Origin of the sequence: Streptomyces adelaidensis, assembly GCF_016598475.1 — a bacterium.
In the GTDB taxonomy this organism is placed as follows: domain Bacteria; phylum Actinomycetota; class Actinomycetes; order Streptomycetales; family Streptomycetaceae; genus Streptomyces; species Streptomyces adelaidensis.
On record NZ_JAEMUX010000079.1, the window covers coordinates 1 to 21148 of the forward strand.

Sequence of the window (21148 nt, forward strand, 5' to 3'; positions counted from 1 at the left end):
ACGCGAGAACGCGAGAACGCGAGAACGCGAGAACGCGATGCGTCAGCGCATGCCCGCCGCGTCGAGCAGCGTGGCCACCGTGGGGCTGATGAGCCCGGCCAGGGTGTCGGCCTGGATGCCCGCGCGGGCGCTGGCGCCGTCGAAGACCAGGCTGAGCTGCCGGGCCAGCAGGTCGGGATCGGCCGCGCCGCCCCGCTCGGCCTCGGCACGGAAGAAGGCCGTCAGGTTCGCCTTGACCTGGTGGGCCACCTGGCTCGCGGGGTGGCTCTGATTCTTGAGCTCGATCTGAACGGCGAGGTACTGGCAGCCTCGGAACTCGGGCGCGACCGACTGCGACTCGACCTGCTCGAAGACATGCAGGATGCGCTCGCGGGGTGAACGGCCATCGCCCGCCGCGGGCAGGAGCCCGGTCACGAAGGCGGCGGAGCCCTCCTTCAGGCTCGCGGCCAGCAGCTCGTCCTTGCTCTCGAACAGCTGGTACAGCGAGCGCTTCGACACCCCCGCCGCCTTGCACAGCGCCTCGACGCCGATGCCGACACCGTCTCGGTAGGTGAGCGTGGCCGCCGCCTCCAGCAGCCGCTCTCTGGTGCTTGGCTTCATTTCGGTGGTCATGGTGCGAGATTAACTCGATCCGGACGAAATAAAAACCGATCGGTTTTCAGTGTCGGTGCCCGCCGTCCCCGGCTGTGTCCCGGCCGGGAGGCGGTGCAGCCCCTTGCGGTCGTACCAGCCCGTCACGCCGAAGCCGGACGGCGCGGCCGCCACGAGGCCGGCGGCCATCATCGCCCAGCCCCGCGTCAGACCCGCGTCGCCCTGGGCATCGTAGTAGAGGATCGAGCGGATGCCGCCGGTGATCTGCCGCAGTGGCTCGAACTCCGCGAGGAAGTGGTAGAAGCCGGGCAGCGCCTCCAGGGGGGTGGTGGCGCCGGCGGTCGGCACCGCCATCCCGATGAAGACCAGCGTGACCACGGCACCGTCGTGGTGGAAGCACTCACCATCACGAACATGGTCAAGTCCGCCAAGGGAACCGTGGACCGACCAGGCAAGAACGTCGCCCAGAAATCCGGGCTGAACCGCTCGATCAGCGGGGAGGCATGGGGCCGCACGGTCACCCTGCTCGCGGTCAGGAGGAGGCTGTCCCAGCCGATGAAGGTGGAGATGACGTCGCCGTGTCGATGGATCAGCTGCCCGGCCTGAGCCATGTCGGCGCTGGTGTCCTTGACGTAGCGGATGTTCTGGTGCTCGCGGGCCAGCTTGCTGACCGTCTCGGGATCGAGGCTCAGCCCTGGACCCCGAACTGGTCGGTGAGGTGCTGAACGTGATGAAGCGGCTGGCGACCAGCGGCATGACGATGATCGTGGTCACCCACGAGATCGGCTTCGCCCGCGGTGTCGCCGACGAAGTGGTCTTCATGTCCGAGGGTGTGCTCGTCGAGAAGGGACCGCCGTCCCAGGTCATCGACGCACCGGTCCACGAGTCCACGCGTACGTTCATCGACAGCATCCTCTGACAGCGGCGCCGCTCTCTCCCGAGGCGGACGGGACGGTGCCGTACCCGGTCGGACGGCGTCTCGGATCGGCGTCTCAGATGGCGTCGCGAATAGCCCGTTCGAAGCCCTCGACGTGACCGCGGGCGAGCCGCGCCGCCCTGTCGGCGTCACCGGCGACGATCGCCTCGATCAACGGCCCGTGCTCCTCGACGTGGCCGGCCATGTCGGACAGACGGTCGATGAACAGGCACCAGATGCGGGTGGCCAGGTTGTCGTGGCGGACGAGGGTGTCCTCCAGATACGGGTTGTGCGCGGCGGCGTAGATGGCGCGATGGACCCGAAGATCCAGGTGCATGAGTCCGGCGGCGTCCTGCCCGGGGGAACCGGCGCTCTCCAGCGCCCGCCGCAGGGAAGTCAGGGTCGCGCGATCCGCCGCCGTGGCCCGCCGCGCGGCCTGGGCGGCCGCCAGGGGTTCCAGCTCCTGTCGGACCTCGGAGATGTGGGCCAGGTCGGTGATGTTGACCTCGGTGGCGAAGGTGCCGCGCCGGGGGTAGGTCGTGATGAGGCGCTCGTACTGGAGGCGCTTGAGCGCCTCGCGCACCGGCGTCCGTCCGACGCCGAGGGACTGCCCCAACTGCTCCTCGCTGATCGGTGTGCCCGGGCGGATCTCCAGCAGGACCAGCCGGTCGCGGATGGCACGGTAGGCGCGCTCGGCGAGGGACAGCTCCTCGCCCTCGACCCCGGGCTCGGTCGCCACGTACTGCATGAGGCCCCCTTGACCTTGCCGACGAACTCCCATACCTTACCGCAGAGTCTGATATATCAGTCGCTCATCAGTTGGCTCTCAGGATGGTGTACAGATGGCCACGAACCCGTCGCCCACCACGCTCACCTCCCCCCTCTCCCTCCCGCTCGGCGAGCTCGACCCGGAGGTCGCCGCCGCCGTCGACGCCGAGCTGCACCGTCAGCAGTCCACGCTCGAGATGATCGCCTCGGAGAACTTCGCCCCGGCCGCCGTCATGGAGGCCCAGGGGTCGGTCCTGACCAACAAGTACGCCGAGGGCTACCCGGGCCGCCGCTACTACGGCGGCTGCGAGCACGTCGGCGTCATCGAGCAGCTGGCCATCGCCCGGGTCAAGGAACTGTTCGGCGCCGAGGCCGCGAACGTACAGCCGCACTCGGGCGCCCAGGCCAACGCGGCCGCCATGTTCGCGCTGCTCCAGCCCGGCGACACCATCCTCGGCCTCGACCTGGCGCACGGCGGGCACCTGACCCACGGCATGCGCCTCAACTACTCCGGCAAGCTGTACGACGTCGTGCCGTACCACGTGCGCGAGTCCGACCTGCGCATCGACATGGACGAGGTCGAGCAGCTCGCTCTCGCGCACCGGCCCAAGATGATCGTCGCCGGCTGGTCGGCCTACCCCCGGCAGCTGGACTTCGCCGCGTTCCGCCGGATCGCCGACGCGGTGGGCGCATACCTGATGGTGGACATGGCGCACTTCGCCGGGCTGGTGGCCGCGGGCCTCCACCCGAACCCGGTGCCGTACGCCGACGTGGTGACGACCACCACGCACAAGACCCTCGGCGGACCGCGCGGCGGTGTGATCCTCAGCCGCGCCGACCTCGCCAAGAAGATCAACTCCGCGGTCTTCCCGGGCCAGCAGGGCGGCCCGCTGGAGCACGTCATCGCGGCGAAGGCGGTGGCCTTCAAGGTGGCGGCCGGCGAGGGGTTCAGGGAGCGCCAGCGGCGCACCCTGGACGGCGCCCGCATCCTCGCCGGACGGCTGCTGGCCGACGACGTCGCCGAGGCCGGGATCACGGTCCTGACCGGCGGCACCGAAGTCCACCTGGTCCTCGTCGACCTGCGGAACTCCGCGCTCGACGGGCGCCAGGCCGAGGACCGGCTGCACCGCGTCGGCATCACCGTCAACCGCAACGCGGTGCCGTTCGACCCGCGCCCGCCGATGGTCTCCTCAGGCCTGCGCATCGGCACCCCGGCCCTGGCCACCCGCGGCTTCGGCGAGACGGAGTTCCGGGAGGTCGCCGACATCATCGCCCAGGCCCTGAAGGAGGAGCAGCTCGGCGACGAGCGCGCGGCCGGGCTGCGTGAACGGGTCGAGAAGCTCGCCGCCGCGTTCCCCCTCTATCCCCATCTGTCCCGCCCGACCCCCCCGCCCCACCTGAACGGAGACGCGGCATGACCAGCGAGCCGCTGCCGGAGCACCCGGACTTCCTCTGGCGCAACCCCGAGCCGCGCTCCTCGTACGACGTCGTCATCGTCGGCGCGGGCGGCCACGGCCTGGCCACCGCCTACTACCTCGCCAAGAACCACGGCATCACCAACGTCGCCGTCCTGGAGAAGGGCTGGCTGGCCGGCGGCAACATGGCCCGCAACACCACGATCATCCGCTCCAGCTACCTGTGGGACGAGAGCGCGGCGATCTACGAGCACGCGCTCAAGCTGTGGGAGCGGCTCCCGGAGGAGCTGGACTACGACTTCCTCTTCAGCCAGCGCGGCGTCCTCAACCTCGCGCACACCCTCCAGGATGTCCGTGAGAGCATGCGCCGCGTCAACGCCAACCGCCTCAACGGCGTCGACGCCGAGTGGCTCGAACCGGACGAGGTCGCCAAGGTCTGCCCCATCCTCAACGTCTCGTCCCGCACCCGCTACCCGGTCCTCGGCGGCACCTTCCAGCCGCGGGCCGGCATCGCCAAACACGACCACGTCGCCTGGGCACTGGCCCGTCGCGCCGACGAGATGGGCGTGGACCTGATCCAGGGCTGCGAGGTCACCGGCTTCGTCAAGGACGGCGACCGGGTCGTGGGGGTCGAGACGAACCTCGGCCGCGTCAACGCCGGCCGGGTCGGTCTCGCGGCCGCCGGGCACAGCAGCGTGCTGGCCGAGCGGGCGGGCGTACGGCTGCCGGTGCAGTCGCATCCCCTGCAGGCGCTGGTCTCGGAGCTGCACGAGCCGGTGCACCCGACGGTCGTCATGTCGAACCACGTGCACGTCTACGTCTCCCAGGCCCACAAGGGCGAGCTGGTGATGGGCGCGGGCGTCGACTCCTACAACGGCTACGGGCAGCGCGGCTCCTTCCACGTGATCGAGCAGCAGATGGCCGCCGCCGTCGAGCTGTTCCCCGTCTTCGCCCGGGCGCACGTGCTGCGGACCTGGGGCGGCATCGTCGACGTCACCCCGGACGCCTCCCCGATCATCGGCACCACCCCCGTCGAGAACCTCTACGTCAACTGCGGCTGGGGCACCGGCGGGTTCAAGGCCACCCCGGCCGCGGGCTGGACCTTCGCGCACACCATCGCCACCGGCGAACCGCATCCGCTCAACGCCCCCTTCGCCCTCGAACGCTTCACGACGGGCGCCCTGATCGACGAACACGGCGCCGCAGCCGTGGCCCACTGAACGCCCGCCCAGGGCCCGCTGAGAGAAGGACACCGTGCTGCTGATCGGCTGCCCATGGTGCGGTCCCCGTGACGAGACCGAGTACCACTACGGGGGACAGGCCCATGTCCCCCACCCCGAGACCCCCGCGGACCTCGACGACCGGCAGTGGGCCGAGTACGTCTTCTACCGCGACAACGCCAAGGGCCCCTTCGCCGAGCGGTGGGTGCACAGCACCGGCTGCCGCCGCTGGTTCAACGTCCTGCGCGACACCGTCACCAACGAGGTGCTCGCCGCCTACCGGCTCGACGAGCCCCGCCCCGAACTGCCCCAGGCCGGAGGGAACCGATGACCGACCAGCACTTCCGGCTCCGGCAAGGAGGCCGCGTCGACCGCGCCACCGAGCTGCGGTTCACCGTCGACGGGCGGGAACTGACCGGGCACCCCGGAGACACCGTCGCCTCGGCCATGCTGGCGAACGGCCTCGTCGAGGTCGCTCCGTCGCTCTACCGCGGCCGCCCCCGCGGCATCGTCTCCGCGGGCGTCGAGGAACCCAACGCCCTGCTGCAACTCGACGGCCCGCACTCGGAGGGCATGCTGCCGGCGACGACGACAGAGCTGTACGACGGCCTGTCCGCCATGACACTGTCCGGGATGGGCCGGCTCGACCCGACCGCCGACCCCGCCGTCTACGACAAGAAGTACGCGCACACCGACGTCCTCGTCGTCGGCGCCGGACCGGCCGGGCTCGCGGCAGCCGCCGCTGCCGCCGGCTCAGGCGCCCGCGTGATCCTCGTCGACGACCGGAGCGAGCCCGGCGGTTCGCTGCTCTCCGGGCGCACCGAGAGGGCAGGGGCGCACACCGCCCTGGAGTGGGTCGCCGAGGTCCGCGCGGCCCTCGACTCCGCCCCCGAGGTCGTCGTCATGCACCGCACCACGGCGTTCGGCTCGTACGACGACAACTACGTGCTGGCCCTGCAGCGGCGCACCGACCACCTCGGAGCCGACGCCCCCGAACCGTCCGACGGCATCTCGCGCCAGCGGCTGTGGCACATCCGGGCCCGCCAGGTGGTCCTGGCGACCGGTGCGCACGAGCGTCCGCTGGTCTTCGCCGGCAACGACCGCCCCGGCGTGATGCTCGCCGGAGCCGTGCGCTCGTATCTCAACCGGTACGCCGTGGCGCCGGGCTCACGGGCCGTGGTCGGCACGACCAACGACAGCGCGTACGACACGGTCGCCGACCTCCACGCGGCCGGCATCGACATCGCCGCCGTCGTGGACGCGCGCCCGGAGCTGTCCCACCGGGCCGCCGAGGTCGCCGTGGCGACGGGGGTGCGGGTGCTGACGGGCAGTGCGGTGGTCGACACCGCGGGCGAGGCCCGGCTCACCGGCGTCACCGTCCAGGCCCTCGACGCGGAGGGCCGACTCACCGGCGGACCCGAGTCGTTCGACTGCGACCTGCTCGCCGTCTCGGGCGGCTGGAGCCCGGTGGTACACCTGCACAGCCAGCGCCAGGGCAAGCTGCGCTGGGACGAGGGCCTGGTCGCCTTCGTTCCCGACGGCGCCGTACGGGACCAGCAGGTCGTCGGTGCGGCCAGGGGGACGTACGACCTCGACGGCTGTCTTGCCGAAGGGGCACGGGCCGGTGCGCGGGCCGCGACGGGCGCCGGGTTCCCGGTGCCTGTGCCGTCATCCGACGGTGCGCGGTCCGAAGCCGGCCCGATGCGTGCACTGTGGCTGGTGCCCGCCCCCGACGGCGAACCCGCCGGCTGGGACACCCACTTCGTCGACCTGCAACGTGATGTCACGGTCGCCGACGTCTGGCGGTCCACCGGCGCCGGCATGCGCGGCGTCGAGCACGTCAAGCGCTACACCTCGCTCGGCACGGCCAACGACCAGGGCAAGACGTCCGGCGTCAACGCGATCGGTGTGATCGCCGAGGCCCTCGGCGGTTCACTGGGAGAGATCGGCACCACGGCCTACCGGGCGCCGTACACGCCGATCGCGTTCGCGGCCCTCGCCGGGCGTGAGCGCGGCGAGCTGTTCGACCCGGAGCGCACGACGTCCATCCACAGCTGGCACGTCGCGCACGGGGCGCTGTTCGAGGACGTCGGGCAGTGGAAGCGCCCCTGGTACTTCCCGCTGCCCGGTGAGGACATGGACACGGCCGTGGCCCGCGAGTGCCGTGCGGCCCGCGAGGGCGTGGCGGTCATGGACGCCTCCACCCTCGGCAAGATCGAGGTCTGGGGCGCGGACGCGGGCGAGTTCCTCAACCGCGTCTACACCAACGCCTTCAAGAAGCTGAAGCCCGGCCTCGCCCGCTACGGCGTGATGTGCAAGCCCGACGGCATGATCTTCGACGACGGCGTGACCCTGCGCCTCGACGACAACCGCTACTTCATGACCACCACGACCGGCGGCGCCGCCGGGGTCCTGGACTGGCTGGAGGAGTGGCTGCAGACCGAGTGGCCCGAACTCGACGTCCACTGCACCTCGGTGACCGAGCAATGGGCGACGATCGCCGTCGTCGGCCCCCGGTCGCGCCAGGTCGTCGCCCAGCTCGCGCCCGACGTCGACCTGTCCGCCGAGGCGTTCCCCTTCATGGCCTTCCGCGAGACCACCCTGGCCTCCGGCATCCCGGCCCGCATCTGCCGGATCTCCTTCTCCGGCGAACTCGCCTACGAGATCAACGTCTCCGCCTGGTACGGCCTGGCCGTCTGGGAGCAGGTGTACGAGGCCGGACAGCCGTACGGCATCACCCCGTACGGCACCGAGACCATGCACGTCCTGCGGGCCGAGAAGGGCTACATCATCGTCGGCCAGGACACCGACGGCACCGTCACCCCGCAGGACGCGGGCATGTCCTGGGTGGTCTCCAAGCAGAAGGACTTCGTCGGCAAGCGGTCCTATTCCCGCCCCGACACCTCCCGCACCGACCGCAAGCAGCTGGTCGGCCTGCTGCCGAGCGATCGGACGACCCGGCTGCCCGAAGGCACCCAGCTCGTCGCACCGGACGTGCCCATCACCCCCGAGGCCGGGCCGGTGCCGATGCTCGGCCACGTCACCTCCAGCTACCACAGCCCGGCCCTCGGCCGCCCCTTCGCCCTCGCCCTCGTCGCCGACGGGCGGGCCAGGATCGGCGAGACCCTGCTCGCCCCGGTGGGTGATGACCTGGTGCCGGTCGAGGTGGCCGACTTCGTCCTCTACGACCCCGAAGGGACCAGGCGAGATGGCTGAGCCGACGCTCGACACAGGTGCGAACACAGGTGCGAACACAGGTGCGGACGCGGGCGAGGACGCGGGCCCGGTGGCGCCGCGCACCAGCCCCCTGGCACATCTGGCGGAGCGGATGCGCGCCGCCACCGTCACCGGCGCCCGTGGCGTCGCGCTGACCGAATGGCCGTTCATCACCATGGCGGACCTGCGGGTCGACCCCGCCTCCGAAGCGGCCGACCGTATCGAGAAGACCTTGGGGGCGCCCCTCCCGCGGCAGTGCGGCCACACCACCGCTTCAGGCCCCCACACGGTCGTCTGGCTCGGCCCCGACGAATGGCTCGTGCTGTCCCAGGGCGAAGAGACCGCTGTGGCCGCCGAGTTGCGGGAGGCGCTCGGAGAAGACCCGGGCTCGGTCGTGGACGTCTCGGCGAACCGCACCACGCTGGAGCTGTCCGGCCCGGCCGCCCGACAGGTGCTGGAGAAGGGCTGCCCGCTGGATCTGCACCCCCGGGCCATGGGTCCCGGCCGGGCGGTGTCGACCACCGTGGGCCCCATCGCCGTACTGCTCTGGCAGGTCGACGACGCGCCGACGTACCGGCTGTTCCCGCGGTCCTCGTTCGCCGACTACCTGGCCCGCTGGCTCATCGACGCGATGAGCGAGTACCGCGGCCCGGAGATCCCCTGATGGCCTCGGGCCTCGGGGCTGTTCCAGGACCTCGACGGGCACCATCACAAGGTCACTGCGGACAAGGCGAGTGCTGACACCATGACTGATCTCCAGAAGGTCTCCGCCGCGGCGCCGGTCGAGCACGTACTCACCCTCGACTGCCCCGAGGCACCCGGCATCGTCCTCGCCGTCTCGCGCTTCCTGGTCGAGCACGGCAGCGACATCATCGACAACCAGCAGTTCGGGGACCGCCGCGCCGGCCACTTCTTCATGCGGGTGCACTTCGCCACCTCCGGCGGCGAGAACACCACACAGACCCTGCGCCGCGACTTCGCCGTCGAGGCCGCCCCGTTCGCCATGCGGTGGCACCTCGAACCGGCCACCACCCGGCCCCGCGTGCTGGTCATGGTGTCCCGCTACGGCCACTGCCTCAACGACCTGCTCTTCCGCACCCGCAGCGGTGACCTGCCCATCGACGTGGTCGCGGTGGTCTCCAACCACCGCGACCACGAGGCACTCGTCACCTGGCACGACATCCCGTTCTTCCACGTGCCGGTCACCGCCGCGACCAAAACCGAGGCCGAAGTCCGGCTCCTGGAGATCGTCGACTCGTTCGACGCCGACCTGGTCGTGCCGGCGCGCTACATGCAGGTGCTCTCGGACGACCTGTGCGCCCGGCTGGCCGGCCGGACGATCAACATCCACCACTCGTTCCTGCCGAGCTTCAAGGGCGCCAAGCCCTACCACCAGGCACACGACCGCGGCGTCAAGCTCGTCGGCGCGACAGCCCACTACGTCACCGCCGACCTCGACGAAGGCCCGATCATCGCCCAGGAGGTCATCGGCGTCGACCACAGCCACACCCCCGACGACCTGGCCGCCATCGGCCGCGACGCGGAGTCGGCGGCCCTGGCCCGAGCGGTCCGCCGGCACTGCGAAGGCCGGGTGTTCGTCCAGGGCAGGCGCACGGTGGTCCTGCGCTGACGGCCGGTCGGAGCCGGGCGGGTCGGCGCGCCGCGGAGCCAGGAGGGAGCGGAGGAGCGGGCTTTAGGAGTCCCACGACAGGGTGGGCTTTGAGAGGGAACCGTGATCGGCCGGATGCGGTCTGTGCACGAGTGGGTGAACGCCAGTAACTTGTGCGACCTTCGCGTCCTGGGGGGTCTCGTGAACGGTCTCCGTGCGGTTGTTGTCTGCCGGCCCGCTCGCAGAAGTGGGGCCCGCCGGGCAGCTATCCGCCGTTTGTCCCCGGGCCGGATTTCCTCGCCTGGAACGGACAGTCGTTCACCGAGCACAGCGAACCGGCGGTGGCCGGGGAGGGCGACTCCTGGACGGTGCGGCTGGCGCCGGTGCCGGGCACGGCGACGGTGTGGTCGGTCGGCCGCGCCGACGGCCCCGAGGGCACCTTCGCACCGCGCATCCTGCGGTTCGGCTGAGCACCCCGGCCCAGGCGGGCGCGCAGCCGCGGGAGGTGCGGCTGGGTACGCCGATCCGTTACAGCCATCCGTTCCAGCCATCCGGTCGGGGATGACGCCGAGGGTTCCGGGCCGGCAGGGCACGGGAGTGCGTTCGGCTGCCTGCCGGGCACACAACAAGACCGCGCCGAACTCTACGAGCTCATGCGCGGCGGACGGCGGCACCAGCGTGCCGCCGGCCCTGCCTCTCTCTCGCTGAAGTCACCCGCGAGCGCCGCCGCCATGCGCAGCTGCGGCGCCGCCTCGGCATCCCGGCTCTCTGGACCTCACCGGCGATCAGATCAAGGCGCCCTCGGCCGGCGAAGGCATGGCGCACGGACGCAGGACCATGAGCGAGTCTTCCAGGGCCGCCACCATGGCGAAGGGGAACCGGTCGAGCTCAAGGCAGAGTGCGACGTCATCGGGATGGACTCCCTGACGCACACCCTCCGCCAGTTCGGCGGCGGCACGCGACGAGGCAGCGCGGCGTAGGAACTCGGCGGCATCCGTCCCGGCCCCGGCGGCTCTGCCGGCGATGTACTGAGCGCACGCCAGATCTTCGTCGGCCTGCCCGTCCTCGCCCGTGACCACGAACGTGACACGGTCACACTCGCGTGTCCGCAAGAGCCGAGCCGTTGCCTCCGCCACCACGAAGCCGGCGCACAGCACCAGCGACGCTTCCTTGACCGCGAGGGCGCCCACCGTCCCCGCCGTGGTCTTCTGCACAACGGTCCGTCCGCCGAGGTCGACGGACCGCAGCAGGCCCGGTGAGTTGACGGCGTCGAACCCGGGCGCGGGCGGACCGTCTTTGAGCGCCACCCAATCCGGATGGTGAGCCTTGAGCGCCAGAGCGTCGTCCAGCGACTCGGCGAGAACGATTTTTTCCGCCCCCTGGGCAAAGGCCCAGGCAGCCACCGTGAAAGCACGCATGACGTCGACCACGACCGCCACGGGCGGGGTTTCGACCAGCTCAGCGATGCCAAGAAAACGAGCGTCCATTCCGATCATGATCGCGCATACCCGATCCGAAGCACCCGGGCAGTGATGCCCATCACGTGGACAGTCTCGGAACGCGACGTCTCCGGCTGCCATGGGTAGCCCGATGGCGGCGTCGCGGCCTGTCCTCAGCGGCCTGTCCATATCGGGCGACGTAGCCCCCGTCGACGGGAAGAGCGACGCCGATGACGAAGCCGGCTCCGGGGCTGCACAGCCACAGGACGGCCTGGGCGATCCCCTCACCCCCCCCGGCCGCGCGTTCCGCACAGCAGCCCCTCCACGTACCCGACCCTCTCCACTCCCTCCCCGAGCGGGCGCTTCCCCGCGCCCGCCCTCACCCCGACCGACTCACCCGCCCACCACCACGCCCCGGCCGCGCGCCCGGCCGTACCCATCGCAGAACCCGGAGACCCTCCCCATGAAGATCACTGGATACGAACTCTTCCTCGTCGAACCACGCTGGCTCTTCCTGCGCGTCGACACCGACGAGGGCATCTCCGGCTGGGGCGAGCCCATAGTCGAGGGCAAGGCCGCCACCGTCGCCCGCTGCGTCGAGGAGATGTTCGACTACCTGGTCGGCCAGGACCCGGCCCGGATCGAGGAGCACTGGCAGGTGCTCGCCAAGAGCGGCTTCTACCGCGGCGGCGTCGTCCTGAACAGCGCCCTGGCCGGCATCGACCAGGCACTGTGGGACATCGCGGGCAAGACCCACGGCGTCCCGGTCCACCAGCTCCTCGGCGGCCACGTACGCGACCGGGTGCGCGTCTACGGCTGGGTCGGCGGCGAAACCCCCGAGGAACTGGCCGAGTCGGCGGCCGCGCAGGTCGCCAAGGGCATGACGGCGGTCAAGCTGAACCCCTGCGGCCAGCTGGAGCCGCTCGCCACGCCCGCCGCGATCAACGCCATCGTGGACGGGGTGAGCGCGGTCCGCGAGGCCATCGGGCCGGAGCGTGACCTGGCGCTGGACTTCCACGGCCGGTTCAGCGGGGCGATGTCCCGCCGCGTCCTGCCCTCCTGGGGCCGCTCCTGCCGCTCTTCGTCGAGGAGCCCGTGCTGCCGGAGTTCTCCCAGGACCTGGGCGCCGTGATCCGCTCCACCTCCATCCCCATCGCCACCGGTGAACGGCTGTACTCCCGCTGGGACTTCCGCTCGGTGCTCTCCGACGGCATCGCCGTGGCCCAGCCCGACATCAGCCACGCCGGCGGAATCTCCGAGAGCCGCCGGATCGCCGCGATGGCCGAGGCGTACGACGTCATGGTGGCCCCGCACTGCCCGCTCGGCCCGATCGCCCTCGCGGCCAGCCTGCAACTCGACTTCGCGATCCCCAACTTCCTCATCCAGGAACAGGCCCTCGGCATCGGCTACGGCGACAGCAGCGGACTGCTGGACTACCTCGCCGACACCACGCCCTTCACCTTCCGCGACGGCTACATCGACCGCCCGACCGCGCCCGGTCTCGGCATCACCATCGACGAGGACGCGGTCCGGACCGCCGCCGAACGCGGCCACCGCTGGCGCAACCCCGTCTGGCGCAACACGGACGGCTCACTGGCCTCCTGGTAGCCCGGAGCCGGATCCCGGCCGGGCAGCTGGACATGGCGCGGCCTGGCCACGGCCTGCCCGGCAGGAGATCCCCTCGCCGACATCGCCGGCGGTCGGCTGGTGTGAGCGCGAGTTCGCTTGCGCCGCGCCACCCGCACCGCTTTCGCCTGGAGGACGCCGAGTGGGCTGCGCTCGCCACTGCGGGCTTGTCGGCCGGTTGCTCAGAGCCAGTCCCGCCGTTTGAAGTTGACGTACAAGCTGGTGCATGGCGCGGAGGCCGTTCCTCACCGCTTCGTGGCCCGGCATATCGGTCAGCCGCCAGGTGCGGCCGCGGTCCTCGCTCCACGCCTGTGTCGGCAGGCCGGACCGGGGTCCTCGCCGGACACGAAGAGCGCGTCACGCGCCACGTCGCCGCCCGGGGCGAGGACACCCTTCAGCGGCGGCTGCCGCTCCAGCAAACGGTGTTCGCCGGTGTCCGGCATCACGACGAGCAGTCGGGTGCGCGCGCAGGTGTTGGCCACGCCGTTCGCGCTCTTGGTGCGCGTGGTCTGCGGCCGGTCACGGGAGGTGCCTCTCCTTCGGTGCCGACTTCTCAGCCCAGGTCGGGCAGCGGGCGCCGGGAGACCTCGTGGGCGTGCTCCGGCGGGACGCCCAGCATGCGCAGGACCATCTCGGCCAGGTTCGAGGCTGCCTCGTCGCCGTCCAGGTCGGGGCGGGCGAACCGCAGCTCCACCAGGGACAGCAGGGTCCCGCCCAGCGCGGACAGGGCGACGACCGGCTCGACGGCGGTGAAGCGGCCGGAGGCGATGCCCACCTGAAGATCGCGCAGCGCCCGGGAGGTCAGGCCGTTGTCCGAGTGGAGGTGGCCGAGGCCGCGGCGGCGCAGTACCTGCATGAGCTCCGGGTGGGACTCGGCCATCCGGGCGCTGAGCCGGAAGCCGGCCGCGACGAGTTCCGCGGGGTCGTCGCTTCCGCGGAGCCGCTTGTCGAAGGTCTCGCCGAACTCCTCCAGGGCGTCCGCCACCGCTGCCTCGAACAGCTCCGTCTTGGACTCGAAGTGGTTGTAGAAGGAGCCGAAGCCGACATCCGCGCGCTCGGCGATCGCCTGAATGCTGGCGCTGGTGTCACCGGTCTCGGCGAGTATCCGCCGGGCGGCGTGGATGAGTGCCCTGCGCGTCTCGGCGCGACGTCGCTCGAACCGGTTGCTGGGCGGGGCTGAGGTGGGCATGGGCCAAGTCTAGCCGTGGAATCCAGGACCACCGCAGTTCTGATGAAAGCCTCATCTTGTGTCGGTCGACCTATTGACGATACCACTGTCAAAGATGATGATTTCCTCATTACGGCAATGTCGCTGGGAGGGCGCCATGTCTGAAACACGCGTGGTCACAGCCGCCACCGCGGTGCCCCACCAGGACCTTCATTGCGAGCGGGCCGACCTGGACCGGTCGGCCCGGGCGCCGGGGACGGCCGTACCGGAGGCGGACATCCCCACTGCGGGACGCCTGCAACCTGACCTGGAAGCTCGCCCACGTCCTGAAGCAGGGCGGCGACGAGCGTCTGCTGGACACCTACGAGCGAGAACGCGGGCCGCACGCCCGGCATGTGATCCGCCTCGCGGTCACGACCGGCTGGGCCATGACCGGCGGCCAGGACCGAGCCGGCCGCCCTGCGCCGCGCCGCCGTCGCCGCGGCCTGCCGCATACCCGGGGCGACGGGCAGGGCGAGCCGGGACCTCGGCCGCCCGCTGCCCGTCGGCCCACTGATACCCGCAGCCGGCTCGGCGGCACCTTCTGCCCGCAGCCCTCGGTGACGACCGAGGGCGGACGGCAAGCCCGAGCAGGTCGTCAACCCCGCGACTGTGGACGCGCCCGACCTCATCGCCCACTACGCCCGCCTCGGCGCCGAACGCCGTGCTCAAAGGCTCGGCCAGCTCCTTCGCCCTTCACCCAGAGAGCCGACCACCACCATGCCCCTGCAAGACCGTCCGCCCGGTACCCGACCGCCGGAAGCGGCCGTAGCTCTGAACCACCTGCGAAGAGCGTCAGGGCGCCTCAGATCTCGGCTGCTCGCGCTCAACCTGGCCGCTGTCGGCGTACCTCTCCTGCTCGCCCTGATGCTGGGGAACCGCCTGGCGACCACCGTGTCCGGCCCGTTCACCGTCGGCATGCTGCTGCTCGTCACCGGCGTGTTGACCCTGGTGGCCGCAGCCCTGTGGTACGACCGCGCCTGTCGTGCCCACTGCGACCCACAGGCCGACGAACTGCGCCGCCGGACACCGGCGTCGAGGGCCGCCGCAGGGAGGAGACCGTGAGCGCCGGCGAGGTCCTCGCGGCCACCGGTTCCGGCCCGTTCGCGCCCCTGACGGCGCTCCTGCTGGTCGTCGTCGTCTCGTTCCTCCTCTGCCTGATGGCGGGCGTGGGCAACGACACGGTCGCCGACTTCTTCACCGCCAACCGGTCCCTGTCCGCGGCGAGAAACGCGCTGGCCCTGTGTGGCGACTACATCCCCACCACCGCCCTGCTCAGTTACGTCGGCGCCGTCGCCCTGGGGGGATACGACGGCATGATCGTCGCCGTCAGCGCCGTAGCCGGCCTCGGAGTGCTCCTGTTGCTGGCCGAACCTTTGCGCAACACAGGACGTTTCACCCTCGGTGGCATCCTGGAAAGCCGCATGACGGGCAGGGCGGCCAGGGGCGCGGGCGCGGTGATCACGGTGATCGTATGCCTGCTCCTGATGGTCGTGCAGCTCACGGTCGCAGGTGACGTCACCGCGTACGTCCTGGGAGTGGACGGTCCGGGCGCCGCCCAGGTCTGCACGGTTCTCGTCGGGCTGCTGATCGTCTCCTTCGCCGCGTTCGGCGGCATGCGGGGCAGCAGCATGATCGAGGTCGGCAAGGTGATCGTCGTCTTCGGCACGGTTGTGGCACTGAGCTGTGTCGCCCTCAGCCGCTCCGACTGGGACCTCGGCACCCTGCTGGAGACCGCCGCCGGCCACAGTGGCGGGGCGGGTTCCTTCTACGCTCCCGGCCTGCTGTACGGGCACACGACAACGGGCGGACTTGACCTGGTGTCGCTGTGCGTCACCGTCGTCCTGGGGTCTTCCGTGCTCCCCCACGTCCTGCTGCGGGTGAGCGCTTCCCGGAGCGGGCCGGCGGCCAGACGAGCCTCCAGTGCCGCCGTCGTCATGATCACGCTGTTCTACGGCGCCATGGTTCTCACCGGGCTCAGCGCGGCGGCGACGCTGGGTGCCGGCGTCATAGCCTCGGACGACCCGCAAGGGAACTCGGCGCTGTTCCTGCTCGCCGGCACCCTCGCCGACGGCACCGGGCTGCTGTTCACCGTGGTCGCCTGCGCCGCTTTCATCACAGTCCTCAGCACCGTGGCCGGACTCACCCTCGCCGCCTCGGCGTCACTGGCGCACGACCTCTACGCCCAGGTGTGCCGCCGCGGCGCGGACAGCGAAAGGCGCGAAGTGAACGTGGCACGTGCAGCCGTGATGGTCTTCGGCGTGGTCAGCGTGTACCTGGCGGTGACGCTGCACCAGTGGAGCATCGTGGCCCTGGCCTCGTTCGCCGCCGCCCTGACCGCTTCGGCGATTCTTCCCGCACTGGTGTACAGCCTGTTCTGGAAGGGCTTCACGAGGACCGGACTGCTGTGGACCCTCTACGGCTCGCTCGTGTGCTGCGCCGTCCTCGAAGCCTTCGGCCCCGCTGTCTCCGGCGGCCCCCTCGCCCTCTTCCCCGCACGGGACTTCCACTGGTTCCCGCTGCAGAACATCGCTCTGGCGTCCGTCCCCGTCGGGTTCCTCCTCGGCTGGGCGGGCAGCCTCCTGAGCCGTCGCTCCCAGGCCGACCAGGACCGCCACGCCGAGACACAGACCACGCTGCTCCTCGGCCGCGAGCCGCTCGACTCGCTGTGAAGGAGAGCTCGGTCCGAGAGCGGACCAGCTGATCCATGACGTCTGGCGGCGCCTGCGGCACGGGCACGTGCCATGCCCGACACGAACAAGACGGTCTGGGTGGAACTGACCCACTCCACGGGATTCACGGTCCCCGCCTTCGTGCGGGGTGGACGACGGCCGCGACGACGGCGCGACAAGGCTTGACCAGGAGTGAGTCAAACTTGATAATTTCCTCAACGTGTCCGTGTGGGCTCGGCATCCGGCCCAGCACTCCCTGAGGCCCCCCTGGCCACCACCCCCCCGACACGGAGACGGCGCCGTCCGTCGCCACCGGTCGCGCCGGAACCCGCGGTGTGCTGTTCGCGATGTGCCTGGCGCTCGTCGTGGTAGTCGCGTCCGTTTCCGCGCTCAACCTCGCCCTGCCCGACCTGGCCATCGACCTCTCGGCTTCCAACGGCGCCCTGACCTGGATCGCCGACGCCTACACCGTGGCCCTGGCGGCCCTCGTGCTCCCGCTCGGCGCGATCGGCGACCGCGTCGGGCGCCGTAACGTCCTCGTCGTCGGCACCGTGGTCTTCGGTGCCGCTTCCCTGGCCGCCTCCTTCGCCGACTCGACCAGCACGCTGATCGCCTGGCGGGCCGTCATGGGTCTCGGCGCCGCGATGATCATGCCGGGCACGCTGTCGACGATCACCGCGGCCTTCCCGCCGGAACAGCGCGCCAAGGGGGTGGCCACCTGGTCGGGATTCGCGGCCGCCGGCGCCATCATCGGCATGCTGGCCGCGGGGGCCCTGCTGGAGCAGTTCACCTGGCGGTCGATCTTCGTCGCCAGCGCCGCCGTCGCCCTGGTGGCCGGGCTCGCCGCCGTACTCCTGGCGCCCAACACCAAGGACGCACACCCGCACCGGCCCGACGTGGCCGGAGCCGCAACCACTGCCCTGGGCATCGGCACCCTCGTCTTCGGGATCGTCGAGGGCAACGAGAAGGGATGGACGGAGCCCGTGGTGATCGGCGCCTTCGTCGTCACCGTGCTGTCCTTCACGGCCTACGCCTACCTCGGCCGGCGCACCGAACACCCGCTGCTCGACCCCGCCCTGTTCGGCATCCGCGGCTTCCGGGCGGGCGCCATCACGGTTCTGGTGCAGTTCATGGCCGTCTTCGGGTTCTTCTTCGTCGGTCTGCAGTACCTGCAACTCATCCTGGGCTACAGCCCGTTGAAGGCCGCGGTCGCCCTGCTTCCGGTGGCCGTGGTGGTCTTGCCCGTCTCCGCGATCACCCCGAGCCTGGTGCGCCGTGCCGGCATGAAGGTCACGATGAGCGTCGGCCTGCTCCTGCTCGGTGCCGGCCTGTTTCTCATCTCCCTGCTCGACGTCGACTCGGGCTACCTCCCGTTCCTCGGCGGCCTCGTCCTGGCAGGCCTCGGTATCGGCCTGAGCGGCGCGGTCGGCACCGCGGCCATCACCGGCTCGCTCGGCCAGGGTCAGCAGGGGGTCGCCTCCGCCATGAACGACACCACCCGGGAGGTCGGTTCCGCGATCGGCATCGCCCTCATGGGCTCGATCTACGGCAGCCACTACCGCTCCTCCCTCCCCGACTCGGTCGCCCAACTCCCCGCCGACGCCGCCGAGTCGGTACGCGACTCGGCCGCCGCCGGCCTCCACGTCGCCGACCTCCTCGGCGCACAGGGCCCGGCCCTCGCCGACGGCGTCAAGTCCGCGTTCATGGACGGCCTGTCCGCTTCCCTGATCGCGGTGTGTGCCGTCGTTCTCGTCGCGGCGATCGGCGCCCTGCTACGCGCACCGAGGACACCGCCCACGGCGGTTCACGAGGCGGTGCGCCCGCACGGCGTATCCACCGGTGAGAACCAGTAGCTACGGCGAACCGAGCGCGATCACATCAGCCAGGAGCCGCGTGTGCAGCTCCGGCATGTCCGTCACGCGGCTGCCTGGGTGCGGGTGGCGAGCTGGGGGAAGGCGTCTTTATCGCGGCGGCCAGGTGCAACTGTGGTCGAAGGGATCCCGCGACCAGGGCCGGCGCGATCATGCCCGTCACCAGCGCCGCCGGGTGCGGGCGCTGGTCGGACGATGCCGTCGCACGTCGGCCACATGGTCCTGACCCCTACAGCGTCACCGCATACAAGACGCCAGCGGCGCCACCAGTGACGTACACCATCCCGTCGGCCACTGCAGAGTCCTTGTACAAGGATCTGGCGGTGTGGAAGCTCCACCGCTTCTCGCCGCTCGCGGCGTCCACCGCGTACAGGTTGCCGTCCTCGCTCCCGACGAACACCACACCGCCCGCTACGGCCGGCGACGAGGCCACGGCGCCGCCCGTGCGGAACTTCCACCGCTGCTCGCCGGAGACGGCGTCCACCGCATAGAGGTTGCGGTCCCAGCCGCCGACATACACCACCCCGTCGACCACGGCCGGCGACGAGGACACAAAGTGCTGGGTGGGGAACTTCCACCGCCGTTTGCCGGTCGCGGCGTCCACCGCGTACAGGTTGCCGTCCTGGCTCCCGACGAACACCACACCGCCCGCCACGGCCGGTGACGAGAGCACGGCGCCGCCCGTGCGGAACTTCCACCGCTGCTCGCCGGAGGCGGCGTCCACCGCGTACAGGTTGCCGTCCCTGCAGCCGACGAACACCACACCGCCCGCCACGGCCCCCGACGGGTCCACGACGTTGCCCGTGCGGAACCTCCACCGCCGTTTGCCGGTCGCGGCGTCCACCGCGTACAGGCTTTTGTCGACGCTGCCGATATACACCACACCGCCCGCCACGGCCGGCTTCGAGACCACGGTGCCGCCCGTGGGAAACGTCCACCGCCGCACGCCGGTCGCGGCGTCCACCGCGTACAGGTTGCCGTCCCCGCTGCCGACGAACACCACACCGCCCGCCACGGCCGGTGGCGAGCCCACTCTGTCGTTGGTGCGGAACTTCCACCGCTGCTCGCCGGTCGTGGCGTCCACCGCGTACAGGTTGTGGTCGTTGCTGCCGACGTACACCACGCCGCCCGCCACCGCCGGTGCCGAGGACACGGAGTCACCGGCGCGGAACAGCCACCGCTGCTCGCCGGGAGCAGCGGAACCTCTGCCACGAATCTTCCAGCCGACGAAGCCGAGTCCTGCCGCGGTGGCGCCGCCGAGGCCCAGCAGGGTCTGCCTGCGGGTGATCCCAGCCGGGCGTGCCCCGGCGTTCGCGGGCGGCCGGGACGAGGGCCGCGCCGCGGGCGGCGGAAGGTCGACGTCGCGCTGTTCCCCCGGCCGGGCCGGTGCCGGGCGCTCCGGCGGGCCGGCACCGGGTTCCGCCGGCGCCGGCTCCGTGGGCGGGCGCTCGGACGTCTCGGGCGACTCGGGTGGTGGAGCCAGGGGCGGCGGCGCGGCGACGGTGCGCGAGTACACGGTCGCCGCGACCGGCTCGGGGAGCCAGCCGGGCTCGGTGACTGTCCGGGGGATGGCCGGCAGGCCGCCGGAGGTATCGGCCAACTGGTGCAGCAGCGTGGTCACCGCGGGCCGCCGGCCAGGCTCCTTGGCCAGGCAGCAGGCCACCAGGGTCCGTAGGACTGACGGGAGTTGGTGCAGGTCCGGTTCTTCGTACACGACGCGGAAACCGAGGGCGTGCGCCGAGCCGGTCCCGAACGGCCCGGCCCCGGTCGCCGTGAAGGCCAGTACCGCACCCAGGGCGAAGACGTCGCTCGCCGGTCCGACCGGCTTGCCGGTCAGCTGCTCGGGGGACATGAACCCCGGTGTGCCCACGACCGTGCCGGTGCGGGTGAGCGCGCTGGCCTCGCCCGCCACCGAGATCCCGAAATCGATGACTCGCGGTCCGTCCGCAGCGAGCAGGATGTTCGACGGTTTGAGGTCCCGATGGACCACGCCGGCCGCGTGGATGGCCTCCAGGGCCTCGGCCAGTCCCGAGCCGAGCGCGAGCACCGCGGCCTGCGGCCACGGTCCGTGCGCTGCCACGGCATCGCCCAGCGGGACCCCCGGCACGTACGCCGTCGCCAGCCATGCCGGTGATCCGTCCAGATCGGCGTCGACCACGCCCGCGGTGAACACCCCGTTCACCCGGCGGGCGGCGGCCACCTCCCGGGCGAACCTGCGCCGGAAGTCACCGTCCTCGGCCAGCTCCGGGCGTACTACCTTCACCGCCACGAACCGTCCGCCGGGCGAGCGCCCCAGGTACACCCGGCCCATCCCACCCGCGCCCAGCGGGGCCACGATCCGGTACCGCCCCACCTGCCGGGGATCCCCCACCTCCAGTGCCTCGAACGGCTCCACCCGACAACCCCCCTGCCACGTCCCCACGCCCCAACGGCCTCACGGGCCGCCGCTGTCGAGATCCCACACCATCCCCCACACATGCACAACTGGCTCCGGCGGCACGACCCGACACAGCCGACGGCCCGCCCGAACCCGCACGCACCCAGCCTTCCGCAACACGCGGTGGCACCCCAGCGCCGACCGGGGGCACCCGGCCTCCC

At 71.4% G+C, this 21148-nt stretch carries 17 protein-coding genes and 5 pseudogenes; 14 read left to right on the top strand and 8 right to left on the bottom strand.

The genetic code is table 11. From position 1 onward, the window contains the following. Positions 1-42 precede the first annotated feature (42 nt). Together I8N67_RS32575 and I8N67_RS32580 are read right to left on the bottom strand one after the other, a co-directional pair. Positions 43-612, bottom strand: coding sequence for a TetR/AcrR family transcriptional regulator (locus tag I8N67_RS32575; RefSeq protein WP_200307859.1), 570 nt, complete (start codon positions 610-612; stop codon positions 43-45). A 9-nt stretch (positions 613-621) separates the two neighbouring features. Continuing rightward, positions 622-969: pseudogene (locus I8N67_RS32580) on the bottom strand (DUF3533 domain-containing protein); the annotation flags it as partial. Between the two features lie 9 nt (positions 970-978). On the opposite strand from I8N67_RS32580, the gene I8N67_RS32585 reads away from it, so the two are divergent. Next, on the top strand, positions 979-1197 hold the full coding sequence (locus I8N67_RS32585) for a hypothetical protein (RefSeq protein WP_504740615.1): 219 nt from the start codon (positions 979-981) through the stop codon (positions 1195-1197). An 82-nt stretch (positions 1198-1279) separates the two neighbouring features. Further along, positions 1280-1510 (top strand): annotated as a pseudogene (locus tag I8N67_RS32590) (ectoine/hydroxyectoine ABC transporter ATP-binding protein EhuA); the annotation flags it as partial. Positions 1511-1583: 73 nt separating this feature from the next. Here the strand turns inward: I8N67_RS32590 and I8N67_RS32595 are convergent. Then, positions 1584-2255, bottom strand: coding sequence for a GntR family transcriptional regulator (locus tag I8N67_RS32595; protein WP_200307860.1), 672 nt, complete (start codon positions 2253-2255; stop codon positions 1584-1586). Positions 2256-2349: 94 nt separating this feature from the next. Between I8N67_RS32595 and glyA the strand changes: the two genes are divergently transcribed. The 7 genes from glyA to I8N67_RS44015 all read left to right on the top strand — a co-directional run bounded on the left by glyA (position 2350) and on the right by I8N67_RS44015 (position 10205). Beyond that, positions 2350-3693, top strand: coding sequence for a serine hydroxymethyltransferase (gene glyA, locus I8N67_RS32600; RefSeq protein WP_200307861.1), 1344 nt, complete (start codon positions 2350-2352; stop codon positions 3691-3693). Further along, positions 3690-4910 carry a sarcosine oxidase subunit beta family protein gene (locus I8N67_RS32605; protein ID WP_200307862.1) on the top strand — a complete coding sequence of 407 codons (1221 nt, stop codon included), beginning with the start codon at positions 3690-3692 and terminating at the stop codon, positions 4908-4910. The genes glyA and I8N67_RS32605 overlap by 4 nt, the downstream gene beginning before the upstream one ends. A gap of 34 nt (positions 4911-4944) precedes the next feature. Beyond that, a complete protein-coding gene (locus tag I8N67_RS32610; RefSeq protein WP_200307863.1) occupies positions 4945-5241 on the top strand; it encodes a sarcosine oxidase subunit delta in 297 nt (98 codons plus the stop codon). Continuing rightward, complete coding sequence (locus I8N67_RS32615; RefSeq protein WP_200307864.1) at positions 5238-8126, top strand: sarcosine oxidase subunit alpha family protein; 2889 nt, start codon at positions 5238-5240, stop codon at positions 8124-8126. The genes I8N67_RS32610 and I8N67_RS32615 overlap by 4 nt, the downstream gene beginning before the upstream one ends. After that, complete coding sequence (locus I8N67_RS32620; RefSeq protein WP_504740618.1) at positions 8119-8790, top strand: sarcosine oxidase subunit gamma; 672 nt, start codon at positions 8119-8121, stop codon at positions 8788-8790. Before I8N67_RS32615 ends, I8N67_RS32620 begins: the two co-directional genes overlap by 8 nt. An 81-nt stretch (positions 8791-8871) precedes the next feature. Beyond that, the gene (purU, locus tag I8N67_RS32625; RefSeq protein WP_200307865.1) at positions 8872-9756 is read left to right on the top strand and encodes a formyltetrahydrofolate deformylase; all 885 of its coding nucleotides are present in this window, start codon (positions 8872-8874) and stop codon (positions 9754-9756) included. A 320-nt stretch (positions 9757-10076) separates the two neighbouring features. Beyond that, positions 10077-10205, top strand: a complete 129-nt coding sequence (locus I8N67_RS44015; protein ID WP_267912860.1) for a hypothetical protein — start codon at positions 10077-10079, stop codon at positions 10203-10205. 315 nt (positions 10206-10520) lie between these two features. Here I8N67_RS44015 and I8N67_RS32635 read toward each other — a convergent pair whose 3' ends face one another. Both I8N67_RS32635 and I8N67_RS43235 read right to left on the bottom strand, forming a co-directional pair. Further along, the gene (locus I8N67_RS32635) at positions 10521-11222 is read right to left on the bottom strand and encodes a 2-phosphosulfolactate phosphatase (RefSeq protein ID WP_200307883.1); all 702 of its coding nucleotides are present in this window, start codon (positions 11220-11222) and stop codon (positions 10521-10523) included. A 142-nt stretch (positions 11223-11364) separates the two neighbouring features. After that, a pseudogene (locus I8N67_RS43235) lies at positions 11365-11469 on the bottom strand (oxidoreductase); the annotation flags it as partial. Between the two features lie 168 nt (positions 11470-11637). On the opposite strand from I8N67_RS43235, the pseudogene dgoD reads away from it, so the two are divergent. Next, a pseudogene (gene dgoD / locus I8N67_RS32640) lies at positions 11638-12782 on the top strand (galactonate dehydratase). 290 nt (positions 12783-13072) lie between these two features. Here the strand turns inward: dgoD and I8N67_RS32645 are convergent. Then, positions 13073-13282 (bottom strand): hypothetical protein, encoded by a 210-nt coding sequence (locus I8N67_RS32645; protein ID WP_200307866.1) that lies wholly within the window; start codon positions 13280-13282, stop codon positions 13073-13075. A gap of 71 nt (positions 13283-13353) precedes the next feature. Beyond that, on the bottom strand, positions 13354-13989 hold the full coding sequence (locus I8N67_RS32650; protein WP_200307867.1) for a TetR/AcrR family transcriptional regulator: 636 nt from the start codon (positions 13987-13989) through the stop codon (positions 13354-13356). A 257-nt stretch (positions 13990-14246) separates the two neighbouring features. On the opposite strand from I8N67_RS32650, the pseudogene I8N67_RS32655 reads away from it, so the two are divergent. The 4 genes and pseudogenes from I8N67_RS32655 to I8N67_RS32670 all read left to right on the top strand — a co-directional run. Beyond that, positions 14247-14588 (top strand): annotated as a pseudogene (locus I8N67_RS32655) (FAD-dependent monooxygenase); the annotation flags it as partial. Between the two features lie 286 nt (positions 14589-14874). Further along, a complete protein-coding gene (locus I8N67_RS32660) occupies positions 14875-15072 on the top strand; it encodes a hypothetical protein (protein ID WP_200307868.1) in 198 nt (65 codons plus the stop codon). Then, positions 15069-16679 carry a sodium/solute symporter gene (locus I8N67_RS32665; RefSeq protein ID WP_200307869.1) on the top strand — a complete coding sequence of 537 codons (1611 nt, stop codon included), beginning with the start codon at positions 15069-15071 and terminating at the stop codon, positions 16677-16679. Before I8N67_RS32660 ends, I8N67_RS32665 begins: the two co-directional genes overlap by 4 nt. A gap of 335 nt (positions 16680-17014) precedes the next feature. Further along, positions 17015-18532: an MFS transporter gene (locus tag I8N67_RS32670; protein WP_307835440.1), complete on the top strand. Its 1518-nt coding sequence runs from the start codon at positions 17015-17017 to the stop codon at positions 18530-18532. 247 nt (positions 18533-18779) lie between these two features. Here the strand turns inward: I8N67_RS32670 and I8N67_RS44020 are convergent, their stop codons facing one another. Continuing rightward, a complete protein-coding gene (locus I8N67_RS44020) occupies positions 18780-20945 on the bottom strand; it encodes a serine/threonine-protein kinase (protein WP_200307870.1) in 2166 nt (721 codons plus the stop codon). Between the last annotated feature and the right edge of the window lie 203 nt (positions 20946-21148).

Coding starts and splice junctions, on each gene's coding strand:
- I8N67_RS32605 (WP_200307862.1), top strand. CDS start 3,690: ATGACCAGCGAGCCGCTGCCGGAGCACCCGGACTTCCTCTGGCGCAAC.
- I8N67_RS32650 (WP_200307867.1), bottom strand. CDS start 13,989: ATGCCCACCTCAGCCCCGCCCAGCAACCGGTTCGAGCGACGTCGCGCC.
- I8N67_RS32635 (WP_200307883.1), bottom strand. CDS start 11,222: ATGGACGCTCGTTTTCTTGGCATCGCTGAGCTGGTCGAAACCCCGCCC.
- I8N67_RS32620 (WP_504740618.1), top strand. CDS start 8,119: ATGGCTGAGCCGACGCTCGACACAGGTGCGAACACAGGTGCGAACACA.
- I8N67_RS32660 (WP_200307868.1), top strand. CDS start 14,875: ATGCTGGGGAACCGCCTGGCGACCACCGTGTCCGGCCCGTTCACCGTC.
- I8N67_RS32615 (WP_200307864.1), top strand. CDS start 5,238: ATGACCGACCAGCACTTCCGGCTCCGGCAAGGAGGCCGCGTCGACCGC.
- purU (WP_200307865.1), top strand. CDS start 8,872: ATGACTGATCTCCAGAAGGTCTCCGCCGCGGCGCCGGTCGAGCACGTA.
- I8N67_RS32595 (WP_200307860.1), bottom strand. CDS start 2,255: ATGCAGTACGTGGCGACCGAGCCCGGGGTCGAGGGCGAGGAGCTGTCC.
- I8N67_RS32575 (WP_200307859.1), bottom strand. CDS start 612: ATGACCACCGAAATGAAGCCAAGCACCAGAGAGCGGCTGCTGGAGGCG.
- glyA (WP_200307861.1), top strand. CDS start 2,350: ATGGCCACGAACCCGTCGCCCACCACGCTCACCTCCCCCCTCTCCCTC.